This is a genomic window from Kitasatospora albolonga (assembly GCF_039535905.1).
Lineage (GTDB): Bacteria > Actinomycetota > Actinomycetes > Streptomycetales > Streptomycetaceae > Kitasatospora > Kitasatospora albolonga.
Map to the genome: position 1 here is coordinate 1 of NZ_BAAAYB010000127.1, position 14743 is coordinate 14743.

General features: G+C 73.0%; 15 protein-coding genes. 9 read left to right on the forward strand and 6 right to left on the reverse strand.

Translation table 11 applies throughout. The annotated features are described in order from the left end of the window. Nucleotides 1-3119 precede the first annotated feature (3119 nt). Entirely contained in the window at nt 3120-4178 is a 1059-nt protein-coding gene (locus ABD946_RS31100; RefSeq protein ID WP_345288917.1) for a phosphatase PAP2 family protein, read from the reverse strand. Between the two features lie 180 nt (nt 4179-4358). Between ABD946_RS31100 and ABD946_RS31105 the strand changes: the two genes are divergently transcribed. From ABD946_RS31105 to ABD946_RS31115, 3 genes are all read left to right on the forward strand, one after another. Then, nucleotides 4359-5576: a phospholipase D-like domain-containing protein gene (locus tag ABD946_RS31105; RefSeq protein ID WP_345288918.1), complete on the forward strand. Its 1218-nt coding sequence runs from the start codon at nt 4359-4361 to the stop codon at nt 5574-5576. Nucleotides 5577-5705: 129 nt separating this feature from the next. Beyond that, complete coding sequence (locus ABD946_RS31110; protein WP_345288919.1) at nt 5706-5885, forward strand: hypothetical protein; 180 nt, start codon at nt 5706-5708, stop codon at nt 5883-5885. A 106-nt stretch (nt 5886-5991) separates the two neighbouring features. Further along, nucleotides 5992-6411 carry an SsgA family sporulation/cell division regulator gene (locus tag ABD946_RS31115; protein WP_345288920.1) on the forward strand — a complete coding sequence of 140 codons (420 nt, stop codon included), beginning with the start codon at nt 5992-5994 and terminating at the stop codon, nt 6409-6411. 67 nt (nt 6412-6478) lie between these two features. Here the strand turns inward: ABD946_RS31115 and ABD946_RS31120 are convergent, their stop codons facing one another. After that, entirely contained in the window at nt 6479-7012 is a 534-nt protein-coding gene (locus ABD946_RS31120; RefSeq protein ID WP_380149825.1) for a GNAT family N-acetyltransferase, read from the reverse strand. Between the two features lie 72 nt (nt 7013-7084). On the opposite strand from ABD946_RS31120, the gene ABD946_RS31125 reads away from it, so the two are divergent. Further along, entirely contained in the window at nt 7085-7666 is a 582-nt protein-coding gene (locus tag ABD946_RS31125) for a TetR/AcrR family transcriptional regulator (protein WP_345288923.1), read from the forward strand. Between the two features lie 7 nt (nt 7667-7673). Here ABD946_RS31125 and ABD946_RS31130 read toward each other — a convergent pair whose 3' ends face one another. From ABD946_RS31130 to ABD946_RS31145, 4 genes are all read right to left on the reverse strand, one after another. Beyond that, a complete protein-coding gene (locus ABD946_RS31130; RefSeq protein WP_345288924.1) occupies nt 7674-8066 on the reverse strand; it encodes an STAS domain-containing protein in 393 nt (130 codons plus the stop codon). After that, complete coding sequence (locus ABD946_RS31135; RefSeq protein ID WP_380149826.1) at nt 8063-9154, reverse strand: cobalamin B12-binding domain-containing protein; 1092 nt, start codon at nt 9152-9154, stop codon at nt 8063-8065. The genes ABD946_RS31130 and ABD946_RS31135 overlap by 4 nt, the downstream gene beginning before the upstream one ends. Next, on the reverse strand, nt 9151-10746 hold the full coding sequence (locus ABD946_RS31140) for a PP2C family protein-serine/threonine phosphatase (RefSeq protein ID WP_345288983.1): 1596 nt from the start codon (nt 10744-10746) through the stop codon (nt 9151-9153). Before ABD946_RS31140 ends, ABD946_RS31135 begins: the two co-directional genes overlap by 4 nt. Nucleotides 10747-11023: 277 nt before the next feature. Beyond that, on the reverse strand, nt 11024-11521 hold the full coding sequence (locus tag ABD946_RS31145) for a MarR family winged helix-turn-helix transcriptional regulator (protein WP_345288925.1): 498 nt from the start codon (nt 11519-11521) through the stop codon (nt 11024-11026). A gap of 81 nt (nt 11522-11602) precedes the next feature. Between ABD946_RS31145 and ABD946_RS31150 the strand changes: the two genes are divergently transcribed. The 5 genes from ABD946_RS31150 (at nt 11603) to ABD946_RS31170 (ending at nt 14710) form a co-directional block, all read left to right on the forward strand. Next, nucleotides 11603-12790 carry a PP2C family protein-serine/threonine phosphatase gene (locus tag ABD946_RS31150; protein WP_345288926.1) on the forward strand — a complete coding sequence of 396 codons (1188 nt, stop codon included), beginning with the start codon at nt 11603-11605 and terminating at the stop codon, nt 12788-12790. 98 nt (nt 12791-12888) lie between these two features. Next, the gene (locus ABD946_RS31155; RefSeq protein WP_345288928.1) at nt 12889-13278 is read left to right on the forward strand and encodes an STAS domain-containing protein; all 390 of its coding nucleotides are present in this window, start codon (nt 12889-12891) and stop codon (nt 13276-13278) included. 17 nt (nt 13279-13295) lie between these two features. Then, a complete protein-coding gene (locus tag ABD946_RS31160; RefSeq protein ID WP_345288929.1) occupies nt 13296-13760 on the forward strand; it encodes an ATP-binding protein in 465 nt (154 codons plus the stop codon). A 76-nt stretch (nt 13761-13836) separates the two neighbouring features. Continuing rightward, entirely contained in the window at nt 13837-14289 is a 453-nt protein-coding gene (locus tag ABD946_RS31165) for an ATP-binding protein (RefSeq protein WP_345288930.1), read from the forward strand. Nucleotides 14290-14434: 145 nt separating this feature from the next. Beyond that, on the forward strand, nt 14435-14710 hold the full coding sequence (locus ABD946_RS31170) for a GlsB/YeaQ/YmgE family stress response membrane protein (protein ID WP_345288931.1): 276 nt from the start codon (nt 14435-14437) through the stop codon (nt 14708-14710). Nucleotides 14711-14743 lie beyond the last annotated feature (33 nt).

Consider the following 14743-nt stretch of genomic DNA (forward strand, 5'->3'; position numbering starts at 1 on the left):
TGCCGGGGGTACAGAAAGCCGGCTGGGCGTTAGCCACCGGGTCGGGCAGCGCGGTGGCGGCGGCCGCGGTCGACGTGCCGGCGGCAACTTTGACGGCCCACTACCCGATCAGTCCAGAGGAGGAGCGGTGAGTGTGTGTGTGCTATCATTCCATTGAGGACGGCGACCAGTTCGGACCAGGCAGACAGTAGCGTCAGCGGATACCCACCACGCCCTACGCTGAGTCCAGCGCAAGTCGCGGTTGACGGCGCGGCGGGTGGTCGCGCTACGGGGCGGATGTGGCAGACCGCGTGCGGTGCGGCGCCAGTGCATCATGGGCGTGTGCATGCGTGTGTGCCGAGTTGGCCTCGATCAGCACCAGCATGCAACTCGCGAGTGGCAGCGTACCCGCGCTGCTGGATACGGCACGAAGACGAATACGGTGCGTATACCGCGGAAGTCACAACGGCGCGTCAGCAGAGCGCTCGCCGAGAGCAAAGCGGCAGGGTCCGTCCGCATGTAGTGTCGTAGTCCGCGCTAGCGGAGGGAGCGGGCGGCGGTGGCGAGGACTCAGCAGACGGGCGGATCAGGCAGCTCCGTTCCGTTCGGGCAGGACGGGGTGCGGGGGCGAATCCGGTGCGATGTCATGCCATCGCAGCGTGGGCGCGGCGAGAGCTCGGGCCATAGTAGAACAGAGGAAGATCTGTGACATCGTCGAGAGTAGGACCAGTGCGAAGGGGAGCGAGTGAGACCGGGGCCTGAACGGGTAACTTGAAATGGGCTCTCGTCAGTAACGAAAGGCCCAGTACCAAAGGCGAGTTTCGCTCGCTGTCAGGCGGAGGTAGACACCGGGTGCAGTCAGCCCAGGAGGTCCTCCGCGTTCAGCCAGAAGCTCACCAGCTAGCGGTATCTCCCCGGCCCCGGCGGCGAGCCAGACGGTGTAGCGTCCGGAGTATTGCGATGTCCGACCGGACGGGGACGTAACCCCGCACAACGGAAGCGTATATCCAGGCCGGGCGTGGAAGTTACAGTGCGATGAGCAGTAGTCAGCGCGAGCGAGGCCTAGCGCAGGCGCGGGTACGCAGGGGACGGCTGGCCGGTACGCCCACCGTGTGCAGCGCAAGCGCCTAGACACAGAGCACACCTACGTCTAGGGGGGCGGGGATACGGCCTGCTGACAGCCTAGATTGTGGGGCGGGATCTTGAGCCGAGGTATAGAACGAGGACGGCAAGCAGCGGTGGGCCGAGAGGGGCAGTGTACCGTCTGCTGTTCCTCGTGAACGGTGTCCATCAGTGTCGATGTGGGTCTGCACTGCCGTGAACTTGTCGGTGTGGAACGCGTACGGTGTTCCCTTCGTTCCCGATTGCCGTAGATGCGGTTCGCAGCCGCGCCTCGAATCGGGGGCAGCTTTACAGCGTGTGATCAGGTTTGTTTTGAGGGCGAACAAGGCGCGCCGAAGCCGAATGCGCAGTAACGGGTCTGGCCAGCCGGGGTGTCGCGCGGCTGCTGCGGGTCGAGCGCGTTACGCCGGACCAGGTCGGCGCGTGGACTCGGGGACGCAGCCAGTGCATCGACGGAATGCAACGGTAGCAATTCGTGGGCTGCTACACTATCCTACATCGAAAGGTCATTCTCGCGCACGGAAGGCAGGTCGGACCTGGCCCGGAGCAGAACCGGGCCGAACCGGGCGCCTTCCCCCACGTGCCGCTGCGGGAGGAGGCGAGGTGGTAGCGCGACATTGGCTATGTGGAGCGATGGCGAATCGGCGAGCACAGGTGGCACTAGCTTACGCACCATGGGGCAAGGCAGAGAGAGCGGCTGGGCCGTGGGGAGCTGAAGCGCGATCTGGCGTAAGCGGAATGCGCGTTGATAGATGGCATCAGAGCTGGTTAGTTGAGACCATTCAGGACCAGGCTCGAGATCTCGCAGCCGTACGGAGCTGTATCCCGTATAAGACACGTGTGGCTCTTTGTCGTCTGGTGCGCGCAGTACACAAGGTGCTGTAGCATCATATGGCCAAGCGGCCGGGAGCCTCGGCGGGCTTGTTCACGCGATCAAGTGCGGGTCTTGGCCTAGGTGTCCGTTCGGGGACTGGACGAGTCGGTCGCGGGAGTCCGTCTGTGCTGGGTCTCTCTAGCGCGCCAGCTCCGTGTGTCGTTCTCGTCTGGAGTCGCGGCGGGCACGGGCCGGATGCACCGCGGATCCGTCTACGGGGTCGGTCCCCGCCCAGGACGGACCGTCAGGGCCTAGGACGACCGTGTTCCGTAGCGTCGACCGAGCGGCGCCGTGTCGCATCTGCGCGTGGCGGGACGGATCGTTCGGTGAGCTCGAGCTACGATCCGGGTCGGCCGCGGAGAATGCTGTCTATGTGGGAGCCAGGATGCGGTCGAGCCCGTGCGTCGCGTGCAGGAGCCGTGCGCCAGTGCGGGTGCAGTCAACCGCGTAGCGTAGCGACTGGATCGGCGGCCGCTCATGCGGTGCGCAGGACCGTGCGCGCAGTCATAGCGTGCAGCCACTCATTGGTACCGAGTCCGAGCAGTCTCTGTCGGTCAGGGTACACCGGCGGTCTTGACTGGTGGGGCAGGGCGATAGACGGCGCCGCCGTTCGGTGGAAGCATCGTGGCACGACGCTATGCAGCACCGACTCGCACGGCTCATCCGTTCTTCAAAGCGTGGTTGGCGCGCCGTTCACCGCGGTGTGGTGGTGCCAAAGGGTGAAGGTGCTCTGGTACGTGTCACGGAGTAGGCAGCAGCGCGAAAGTGTGACAGGTCCGGACCGGTGTGCCTCAAAGCGCGAAGGGGTGGGGGGGAGTAGCCCAGAGAGCCGGTCAGAGCAGGTCCAGCCGAGCCGCTGGGGTGCCGGGAGACCAGTTCAGGCCCATGGCGGGTGGTGATGGCCCATTGATCGGGCGGCGCTGTAGGCCTCAGTCGCCCGTTCCTGGTGGGCGCACTTAGGGTCGGGCTCGTGGCGGTCGCGTAGGCGGTCAGGCCTGCGCTTCACTCTGAACGCCATTGTATCGGTATGTCCGATTCTGATACCGTGCTGTGTCTGTGTAGCTGCAGTAGACGTGCACCGCCGAGACGACCGGCGCGGTTCGGACGTGATCGGACGCCCTCGAGACCGGGTCGTGGTCGGCGCTCACCTATACGGCCGATGTGTGTGTCGCGGTCGAGTGACAGGCAGCTCTATCTCTGGTATTGCCGTGGGGTTGCCGCACGGGACACAACCAGCAGGGTTGTGGCGTCCCGTAGGCGGCGCGCGTCGGTCGGTCGCAGGCCGTCCCCGGTGGCCGCGGCCGGCGAGGGATCCGCGAGCGGCCCGGCGAGTCTCCTTGTATTGACGTGCCGAGCCGGGAAGCAGGCGTGGTGGGAGGTGGCCGTGTGCCGTGACGGCGGCGGCGAGCTGGTCCAGGAGCGCGTCGTCCACGCCCACCGGGTTGTAGACCAGCGCGACGGGGCCGCCCGCGCGGTCGTCGGCCGGTGGGGCGGAGCGGTGCCCAGGGGCGTCGGGTACGGCGGAGCGCCGCTCACCGGCGGACAGGGCCCGCGACACCACCCAGAGCGCGGCCGCGCCGTTCACACCGCACCCGCCACCACGTCGGTGGGGTGGTGCATGCCCCGGTACAGCCGTGAGGCGGCCACCAGCAACGGCACGGTCCAGGCCACCGCGCACACCACGACCCGCCACCGCCCGCCCCCCCGCCGCGCGCAGCGCCAGCAGCCCCAGGCCGCCGTACAGCGCGGTCGCGGCGCCGACGTGCCCGGACGGGAAGCTGGAGGTCGGCAGGGCGCCGTCGAGGCGGAGCACCTCCGGCCGGCTCCGGTCGACCAGGTGGGCGGCGGTCACGAAGACGGTGGCCTGGAGCGCCACCGCCCCCGCCAGCAGGGCCGCGCCCCGCCACTGACGCAGGATCAGCACCACGGCGGCGGCGACCGCCGTCACCGCGACGATCGCCGGAGTGAAGGCGAGCGTGGACAGCCAGGCGGAGGCGGTGGTCAGGGCGGGGGAGCGGTGGGCGGCCAGCCAGGCCACCACTCCTCGCTCGCCCGGGTCCCACCACCCGCCCGGCGGGTGGGTGATCACCAGCCCGGCCACGACCAGCACACCCGTCTGGACGGCTGCCGAGCAGGCCACCACGCCGGCCACCGTGCGGGCCGGTGCGCCGATCCGAGCGGAGCGCTCCTGAGTCCTCGTCATGGACGGCGTGTCCCCCGATCTGCGGTTTTCATCCGCTTCCGTTCGCGGCCGGCGTCGCCGGCGGGGTGACGGCGGCCACGGCCCGGCTCCTCGCCCGCCCGGGCGTCGATCGGGCGCGAGCGGGTAGCCGGAGATCCGTCAGCGCCACCAGCGCCCCCCGTCAGGACGGAGCAGACCCCGATGACCACCCAGATCGAAGCCGATCCCGCGACCCCCGTACCCGCCCCGGCCTCCTCGGCGGCCGCCCGCGGACCGCTGCTGCGCCGCCGCCTGGAAGGGCTGCTCGGAATCGCCGCGACCGAGGGGAACCTGCTCAGCCCGCTGCGCAACGGCGACGAGATCTTCCCGGCGATGCTGGAGGCCGTGGACGGCGCCCGGCACACCGTCGACCTGATGACCTTCGTCTACTGGCGCGGCGACATCGCCCGCCGGTTCGCCCGGGCACTGGCCCGCAAGGCGTCCGAGGGCGTGCGGGTGCGGCTCCTGCTGGACGGCTTCGGCAGCCGGCTGATCGAACCGGAACTGATCGACGAGATGGAGCGGTCGGGCGTCCGGATCTCCTGGTTCCGGCGGCCGGTGCGCCTGTCGCCGTTCAAGCAGAACCACCGCTGCCACCGCAAGGTCCTGGTGGTGGACGGCCGGACCGCGTTCACCGGGGGCGTCGGCATCGCCGAGGAGTGGTGCGGCGACGCCCGCCACCCGGGGGAGTGGCGGGACACCCACGTCCGGGTGGTCGGCCCGGCGGTGGACGGCATCGCCGCCGCCTTCGCGCAGAACTGGGCCGAGTGCGCCCCCGGCACGCTGTACGACGAGGCCGACCGGTTCGAGGCGCACGAGCAGCCGGGAGGTGCGGTGGTCCAGGTGGTGCGCGGATCGGCCGCGGTCGGCTGGCAGGACCTCCAGACCCTGATGCGGGTGGTGATCTCCTCCGCCGAACACCGGCTGCGCCTGGCCACGGCGTACTTCGCGCCCGACGACTACTTCGTCGACCTGCTCTGCGAGGCCGCCGGACGCGGCGTCGAGGTCGAACTGCTGGTGCCGGGGCGTCACATGGACAAGCGGGTCTGCCAGTTGGCGGGCGAGCGCCACTTCGGGCGGATGACCGCGTGCGGGGTGACGGTGTGGCAGTACGGGCCGACGATGATGCACGCCAAGGTGCTCACCATGGACGGTGAGATGTCGGTCATCGGCTCGGCCAACTTCAACCGCCGCTCGCTGGACCACGACGAGGAGGTGGTCCTCGCCGTGGTGGACCAGGAGTTCACCGCCCGGCTGGACCGGGACTTCGACCAGGACCTGAACCGCAGTGAGGCCGTCACCGCCACCCGCTGGCACCGCCGCGGCCCGGCCCGCCGTGCCCTGGAGGCGGCCACCGCGCCGATCCGGCACTTCCTCTGACGGGAGGGAGCGGTCCGTCGGCCGGACCGGTGTCCGGATCGGGCGGGAGGGTGAACCGGGGCATCGGTGCCGCGATCGGGGGCAGGAGGAAGGACGTCCGACCGGCCCGGCACGTTGGAGGTTCCGCCCATGATGCTCCTGCTGTTGCTCGCGTTGATCGCCGCCGCCGCCGTCGAGGTGGCCACCGCACCGTACGGGCGTCACCGCGGCGCCCACCGGCTCGTCCCGGTCGAGACCGAGCGCCGGGCCTTCCCCCGTCACCGGCGCCGGGCGGCAGCGTCGGAGGGGCCGGAGACCGGCGGGGCGTGATCGGCGGCCCGCTCCGATGTGTGCTTCCGCGCGGACGGGGCAGCCGCACCTCGAGACGGCGGCCGGGCGGCGAGCGCGGCCGCCCGGCCCGTCCCGAGGGGGAACGTTGAGAGCTTCGCGGACCGTTCTGCAGCGGCTGGACGTACGGGTGCTCAGCAGCCCGTACCCGGAGGTGGTCCTCGCGGGCCGGCTCGCCTACGACCCCGTCGACCCGTACGCCGTGTACTTCGGCGTGGCGGACGCCCACCCGTTCGGGGGCGGCGAGCCGCCGGTGTGCTGGACCTTCGGGCGTGACCTGCTGGAGCGCGGCCGCCGCGAAGCGGTCGGGGAGGGTGACGTACTGATCTCTCCCGCTGCGGACGGCTCGCTCCTGATCGAGCTGCACGGCTGCGCCGGGAGCGCGGTCCTCGCGGTGTCCGGAGCGCAGGTGGAGGCCTTCCTGGCCGACTGCTTCGCGCAGGTCCCGGCCGGCACCGAGAGCGCGCACCTCGACCTGGAGGAGTGCCTGGCCCGGCTGCGGGTCTGAGGGCGGTGGCCCGGGGTGCCCGATGTCCTCCTGCCGGATGCGACCGGTGCGCCCGGGCCCAGGCCTGTCAGGGGGAGTCGGGGTGACGGTCGGCGGTGGGGAGTTCGAGGGTCCAGGTCTGGCCCAGCAGGCCTTGGCCGAAGCCCTCGTGGGGCTTCTCGTCGGTGAGGCGGAAGCCGAAGTGCTGGTAGATCCGGCGGGCGGACAGCAGGTTGTCGGTGGTCCAGAGGGTCACCCGCCGGTAGGCGGAGGCGCGGGCGAAGTGCAGGGCGGTCTCGACCAGGCGGGTGCCGAGGCCGAGGCCCCGGGCGGCCGGGTCGACGAGCAGGACGCGGAGTCTGGCGGTGCCCGGCTGTCCGTCGCCGACGAGCATGACGCAGCCGGCCCGCTCGCCGTCGACCTCCGCGATCCAGGCCTCCTGCGGTGCCGAGGGCGGTGTGGTCGCGTAGTCCGCGACGATCCGGGCGACCAGGGTCTCGAAGGCGGTGCCCCAGCCGAACTGACGGTCGTACAGCTCGCCGTGGGCCATCACGATCCAGCCGAGGTCGCCCGGGCGGTCGGCTCGGCGGAGGGTGACCCGGGGGTCGCGGACCTGTTCCATGAAGACGCTCCGTCGTCGGATCGGCATGCTCCGTTACTGACACGAGTGTGTCAGTGGCCCTAGACTAGGCCCGTGCCTCCGACCGCCGCAAACCCCTCCCCGCGTCAGACCGAGCTGCTGGAGGCCGCGTACCGCTACTCGCTCCGCCACGGTCTGAACGACCTGTCGCTGCGCCCGCTGGCCGAGGCGATCGGGTCCAGCACCCGGGTCCTGATGTTCCTGTTCGGGACCAAGGACGGGCTCGTGCGGGCGCTGCTGGAGCGGGCCCGCGAGGACGAGCTCGGGCTGCTGGCCGAACTCCGCCGGCCCGAGCGGCCGGTCGGCCTCGCCGAGGCCGCGCGCGGGGTGTGGAGCTGGCTCGCGGCGGAGGAGCACCGGCCGCTGCTGCGCCTGTGGGCCGAGGCGTACGCCCGCTCGCTGGTGAACCCCGACGGCCCGTGGGCGGGATTCGCGCGGAGCACCGTCACCGACTGGCTCGACGTGCTCGCCGACTGCCAGCCGACCGCCGAGCGGGACACCGAGGAGGGCGCCGTCCGCCGCACGCTGACGCTGGCGGTGCTGCGCGGAGCGCTGCTCGACCTGCTCGCCACCGGTGACGAGCAGCGGGTGGGCTCCGCCGTCCACCGGCAGCTGGGCCTGCTGCAGCGGGACTGACGGTGCGTCAGCCGCCGCTCCCGGGGCGGCCGGCGGCGGAGCCCACCCGGCCCCCGTCGCCGACGGGGGAGACGGCGGTGAGGTGGTCGAGCGTGCCGGTGACCCGGAGCAGGCGCTCCAGGCGGGCGGGGCGGTCGTCCAGGTGGAGCTGCACCGAGGCCGTGTCGGTCCGGCGGCGGATCATCAGCAGGACCGACAGGCCGGTGGAGTCGACGGTGTCGAGCCCGGCGCAGTGCAGGTGCAGGTGCTCCAGGCCAGGCCGCTCGGCGAGGCGGGCGGTGACCTGGTCGAGCAGCAGGTCGGCGCTGTCGTGGTCCAGGTCGCCGTGCAGCTCCATCCGGAGGACGTGGCCGTCGTCGGCCGTGGTCAGGCGGAGCGGGGTGAGGGGCGAGCTGGTCATGCGGTCTTCCCGGTGGTGGCGGTGGGCTGGTGCGTCAGTCCCCGCAGGCCGTGGCCGAGGATCCGGGTGGCGCGGGGAAAGTCCTTGAGCTCGTCGGCCAGCAGGACGAGCGCGGGGGGCAGGCTGGCGGCTGGCACACCCCTTCGTACCAGGATCCGGGTGGTCCAGGTGAGGAAGGCCCCGAACAGGTCCTGGTCGTCGAGGTAGAGCGCGGTGGCGAGGAAGTCGACGATGTGGGCGAGGTCCTCGGCGGTGCGCTCGCGCTGGAGGTCGTTGTAGGCGGCCACGGCCGGGACGGCGGCCTCCAGGCCGGCGAGGACGGTGCGGACCAGTTCGGCCCTGCTCCGGGTGACCAGGGTGTACTCCTGGTCGGTCAGGTGCGGCAGGTCGTCCAGGGGCTGGTGGTCGGGCTGCGGGCGCGGCAGCGGCCGCGCGGCCAGCAGGTCCGCCGCCGCGCGGGCGTCCGGGGCCCAGGCGTCGGCGCCCAGCAGCTCGGCGTAGCGGCCGTCGGGGCCGAAGGCCGCGCCGCCGACCATCACCGGGACGCCGACGGCCTGGCAGGCGGTGACGGCCGCGTGGGCGGCGGGCAGTCGGGTGGTGATCGAGCCGGACAGGGCGACCACGTCGGTCGGGGTGGTGTGGAGGTGGGCGATCAGCCGGGTGGCGGGCACCTGGGCGCCCAGGAAGTCGACCTGCCAGCCCCGCAGCCGGAGGACCTCGGCCAGCAGCCGGGCGGGCAGCGCGTGCCACTCGCCGTCCACGCAGGCCACGGTGACCCGGCCGCGCGCGGGGGTGAGCGGGTCGGGGGTCCGCGCGGCGAGGGCGGCGACGGCGCGCTCGTTGACGGCGGTGGCGGCGTGCTCCTGGGCGACGCTGATGGTGTCGTCGGCCCACCGCTCGCCGATCCGGCGCTGCACCACCGCGATCACGTCCAGCAGCAGGTGCTCCGGGGCCAGGCCGTCGGCCAGGGCGCCCATCACCAGCGCGGCGGCGGCGTCGGCGTCCATGGCCAGCACGGCGTCGAGCAGGGCGTCGGCCAGCCGGTCCGGGCGCGGGGCGGCGGGCCGGGCGGAGGTGCCGGTGGTCACGCGGTGTACCGGCCCCGGGTGTGCCCGTCCACCGCGGTCAGGTGCCGGGCCGGCGGTGCGGCGATGACGACGACGGCCATGTCGTCGTGCCGGCGCCCGCCGAGCCACTGGGCGGCGAGCATCAGGACGTGCTCCACGACGCCCTCGGCCGGCATGCCCGCGCACCCGGCCAGCGCCCGCTGCAGGCGCTCCTCGCCGAACTGGGCGTCTCCCATCGGCCCGCCCCGGGCCTCGGTGATCCCGTCGGTGTACAGGACGCAGAACTCGCCCGGTGCGAGGGCGACTTCGGCGGTACGGGCGACGACCCGGGGGAGCACCCCCACCAGGTTGCCGTGGGTGTCGGCCTCGTGGACGGTGCCGTCCGCCCGGACGATCAGTGGCGCGGGGTGTCCGCCGCTGGTCAGCCGCAGGTCCACCACGCCGCCCCGCCGGACGGCCGAGGCCAGCACCACCGTCGCGAAGCGGGTGTGGCGCGAGGTGAGCAGCGCGGTGTTCAACAGGTCGAGCATCCGCTCGTGGTCGTCGGCCAGCGGCAGCAGGGCGTGCAGGGTGTTGCGGATCTTCCCGGTCAGCACGGCGGCCTCCAGGCCCTTGCCGCAGACGTCCCCCATGGTGACCAGGGACGCCTCGCCCTCCACCACGGCGGGGTGCACGTCGTAGAAGTCCCCGCCGACCCGCTCGTGGTCGGCGGACGGCCGGTAGCCGCCGGCGAAGTCCACCCCCGCGACCTGGTGCAGCACCGGCGGCAGCAGCTCGCGCATCAGGATCTCGCTGATCGCGGCCTGTTCCGAGTACAGCCGGGCGGCCGACATCGCCGCCCCGGAGCGGGCGGCGAACAGGCGGGCGAACACCTCCTCGGCCTCCGAGAACGCGGCGCTCTCCGAACGGCGCAGCAGCACCAGCGCGCCGGCCGGCACGCCGTGGCCCGGGAGCGGGGTGATGACGATCGAGCCGACCGGGCCGAAGCCCTCCGGCAGCATCCACTCCGGGGCCGAGGCCGGGTCGATCCAGCGCGAGGGGACGGGCGGGAAGCCGCGCAGGGCCTCGCCGAGGCCGGGCACCCCGTCGGGGTCCACCGCGTGCTGCGAGGCGACGGGGTCGCCGCCGCGCAGGCAGCTGACCACCGGGAGCCACGCACCCTTGGCGGGGGCGAGGACCAGGGCGGCGTCGGCGAGGTTCTCCGCGGCCAGCCGGGCGGTGGTGTTCATGCAGCGTTCGAGGTTGAGGGAGGAGAGCAGGGCGCTGGACGCCCTGGCGAGGAAAGCGGTCCGTTCCCGTTCCATCCGCAGTGCCTCCCGGGCGAGCCGGCGGTCGGTGTCGTCCACCAGCCACCAGGCCACCGTGCCGTCGGCCCGCACGCTCGGGTGGGCCTCGAAGGTGCGGCCGTCGATGGGACCGGAGGGCGGGCCCTCGGCGCCCCGACCTGCGGTCCGTCCTCCGGTCCCATCGACGGTCCGGACCAGGGCGCGGTGCGCCTCGTAGAGCCAGGCGGGGACCGCGTCGGCCAGTGGCGTCCCCGGGGTGGAGAGCGGCAGCAGCAGGCCCGCGGCGTCGTTGCGCTGGGTCAGGGTGTCCTGCGCGTCGGCGACCAGGGCCGGGTACGGCGCGCCCGACCAGGGGAAGTGCCGGGTCTCGGTGGTCTGCGAGGGGATGGGTAGCAAGTGTCGAAGACCCGCTGGGCGGATCCCTCACCTCATCAAGTCGACGGAACAGTTGTCGTCCGGCAACAATCCCCCATGCCGGCGTCCGCTGGCAACCTGGCCCCCGACCCAGGCGGAAGCGCGGCAACATTTTCCGCTCGGCAACATTTTCGGTGTGGAAGAATGCGGGAATCGTCACGGAAGATCCCGACCTGAGGAGCCGAGGTGTTCAGGCGGTGCGCACGCCCGCTGCCGCGGCACCGCCCGCGGCCGGCCCGGCCGCAGCGGCGCTGGCGGCCCGGAACGCGGTCAGCCCGGTCAGCAGCGCCCGGCGGTCGGAGGGCGACATGACGGCCAGGATCTCGCCCAGCGACGCCTCCCGCGCCGCACGCAGGTCGGCCACGAAGCTCCGCCCGGCCGGGGTGAGGCGCAGCTCCAGCTCGCGCCGGCTGACCGGGCTGGCCCCGCGCTGGAGGAGCCCGACCGCCTCCAGGCGGTCGCACAGCCGGCTCACCGAGGACGGGCGCGAGGCCAGGATCTCGGTGAGGGTGCGCAGGTTGATCCCGTCGCTCTCCGCCAGGACGTAGAGCACCCGCAGCTGCGACACCGACACCGGGGTCGCGGCCAGGTCCCGGCCGCCGCCCCAGAGCACCTCCAGCAGCTCGGCGACCGACGACAGCGTGGTCGCCGCGTCGACGGGGCCCGGAAGCGGGGAGGCGGGGTTCATGGACCCATCCTGACACCCTCCCGGACGACAACGACATCCCGACGCCGTATCAACCGACCTTCAGAAGAACGAGGAGCACGAGTGACGACCGGCCCGGCCACCGCGGAGCGCGCCCTGCGCACCGCCGCCCCCTACGCACTGCTGGACGCCCTGCGCGACGTCCTGACGCGCCACTACCGCGTGCGGACGGCCGAACTGCTGCTCGCCGACTACAGCCTGACGGTCCTTCAGCGGGTGACGGACCTCCCGCTCACCGCCGCGCCGGTGTCGGTGCACACCAGCGCCCCGGGCCGGGCCTTCGGCTCCCAGCAGCCCTTCGCCGAGACCGGGCCCGACCGCACGCTCCTGCACCTGCCGGTCACCGTGCGCGGCGACCGCCTCGGCGTGCTCAGCCTCGACCTCGACCCCGGCCACCCGGCCCCGGAGCTGCGGGACGAGCTGCTCGAGATCGCCGAGATGCTCGGCCACCAGATGGTGGTCGCCGAACGCGACACCGACCTCTACCTGCAGGCCCGCCGCAAGGACCGCCTCACCCTGGCCGCCGAGATGCAGTGGCAGCTGCTGCCGGCCCGCGCCTGCGCCCGCGAGGAGTACGCGATCGGCGCGCAGCTCGAACCCGCGTACGCCATCCACGGCGACAACTTCGACTGGTCCGCCACCGAGGACCGCCTCACGCTGACCATCACCAACGGCATGGGCGAGGGCATCGACGCCTCCCTGCTCACCAACCTCGCGGTCAACGCCCTGCGCAACGCCCGCCGGGCCGGCATCGGCATCGCCGACCAGGCCGCGCTGGCCGACCAGGCCGTCTACGCCCAGCACCGGGGCGAGGCCCACCTGTCGGTCCTGCTGCTGGAGTTCCACCTCGACACCGGCCTGGTCGAGGTGGTCGACGCGGGCTCGCCGCAGCTGCACCGGCTGCGGGCCGGCGCCGTCGAGCACGTGCCGTTCGAGGCCCAGCTGCCCCTGGGGCTCGCCGACGACACCCCCTACGAGGCCCAGCACGTCGAAGTGCGGCCCGGCGACCGGCTGATCTTCGTCAGCGACGGCGTGCACGCGGTCGCCTCGCGGGCCGGAGAGATCTACGGCAAGGCGGCGCTCGCCCGGGCCATCCAGTCCACCAGGCTGCTGCCGGCGGCGGAGGTGCCCCGGGCGATCCTGACCGAACTCGCCGTCCACCGCGACGACGACCCGCAGGACGACGCGCTCATCGTCTGCCTCGACTGGTACGGGCGGCCCGCCGCGGCCGGAGAGGCGGACTCCGGCTGACCCCGGCCGGCTCTGGCCTGGTGCGGTCCGCCCCGGCCGGCCGCGGCAGGTGACGGCCGGTCAGGGCGCGCCCCGGAGAGGTCAGTAGGATGCCGGTCATGGCTCAGGAGACGACAGGCGGGGCGCGGATCCCCGCCGCCGGCGGGACGAGCGTCGTGCGGGCGCAGGCGGAGCTCGACTGGGAGACCGCGGCGGCCTTCACCGCCGAGGTCCAGGCCGTACTCGACTCCGGGGCCGGGCCGGTGGTCGTCGACCTGGCGGCGGTCCGGTTCATGGACTCCTCGGTCCTGCAGACCCTCCTGCTCGCCCGGCGGCGGATGGCCGCCGAGGGCCGGGCCCTGGTGCTGGCCGGGCCGCTCCACCCCACGGTGCGGAGGCTGTTCGAGGTCGTCGACCTCGGCGACCACCTCGCCTTCACGGACGACCTGCCCGCCGCACTGGCCGCCGTCGAGGGTGCCGGGCGCGGCACCCACCACCCGAACGGGTGAGGCGGGGGAGCGTGCCGGTGCCGACAGGGCCGAAGCCGGGCGGACCGGTGCCCGCCGCAGGGTCGGTGCCCGCCGCCGGGGCGGTGGAGTCCGCGGCCCAGGCCCGCGCCCTGGTCGGCCGGGTGCTGCACGGCACCGTCGCGGCCGGGACCCAGGTGGAGGCCGACGCCCTGCTGGTCACCACCGAACTGGTCGTCAACGCCATCCGGCACGCCGGCGGGGTGACCGCCTTCGCCGCCGCCCTTGATCCCGGTGCGGAGGTCCTGCACGTCACCGTCGAGGACGCGGACCCCCGCCACCCGCGCGGCGCCGCCGCCGACCTGGACGACCCCACCCGGATCGGCGGCCGGGGCTGGCCCCTGGTGCGGCTGCTCGCCACCACGGTCGACGTGCGGGCCCTGCCCGGCCGCGGCAAACGCATCCACATCACCCTCACCTTGTGTCCCGGGCCGGACCGGAATGCCGGACGGGTCCGGGGGTAGGCGAGCCTCCGACCGCCCGCGGAGACCTCTCCCTCGCTGCTCCCGCGGGGCCGCTCACCGATCCGAGGTCACCGCGATGCCGTCTCCCCGTCCGTCCCCGTTCGCCGACGACGGTGCCCGGGGCGACCGGAGAGCGTTCTCGGACACCGCGGTGCGGACGGCCTCGCAGGCCCGGCGGGCCGTCAGCCGGGTGCTGGTCGGGGCCGGGCCGGTGCACGCCACGGCCGAGGCGGACGCCCACCTGGCCGCCACCGAGCTGGTCACCAACGCGATCCGCCACGCCGGGGGCGTCACCGGGTTCGAGACCCGGATCGAGGAGTGCGGCGGCCTGCTGCGGATCGCCGTGGAGGACGCCGACCCCCGCCACCCGCGCACCGACCGGGCTGCCCTGCACGACTTCGGCACCCTCGGCGGGCGGGGATGGGCGATCGTCCGGGAACTGGCCGCCACCTGCACCGTCCAGACCCTGCCGGCGGGTGGCAAGCGGATCACCGTCACCCTGCCGCTCACCGACCGCACCGCGACCTGACCCCACCCGCGGTGGGTCGGGCCCGGTTCACGGCGGTGCGTGGCGACGTCCGCTTCGGGCGGCTGCGGAAGATCAGTGGGTTTGGGGATCGCAGATCGGTGAAGACGAGTGCCGACGCTGTCGTACCCCGAGTGAGGAGAAGCACATGGGCATCATCGCCTGGATTCTGATCGGACTGTTCGCGGGCCTCATCGCCAAGGCACTGATGCCGGGCAAGGACCCCGGGGGCATCATCGTCACGATCCTCCTCGGCATCGCGGGCGGCCTACTGGGCGGCTGGCTCGGCAAGGTCCTCTTCGGCGTCGACTCCATCGACGGCTTCTTCGACCTCTCCACCTGGATAGCGGCCGTCGCCGGATCGGTCATCCTCCTCATCGCCTACCGCCTGGTGACGGGCAACAAGCACCGCAGCCGCGCCTGAACCCCGCAGCCCGTCCGGCGGCCGCACCCCTCG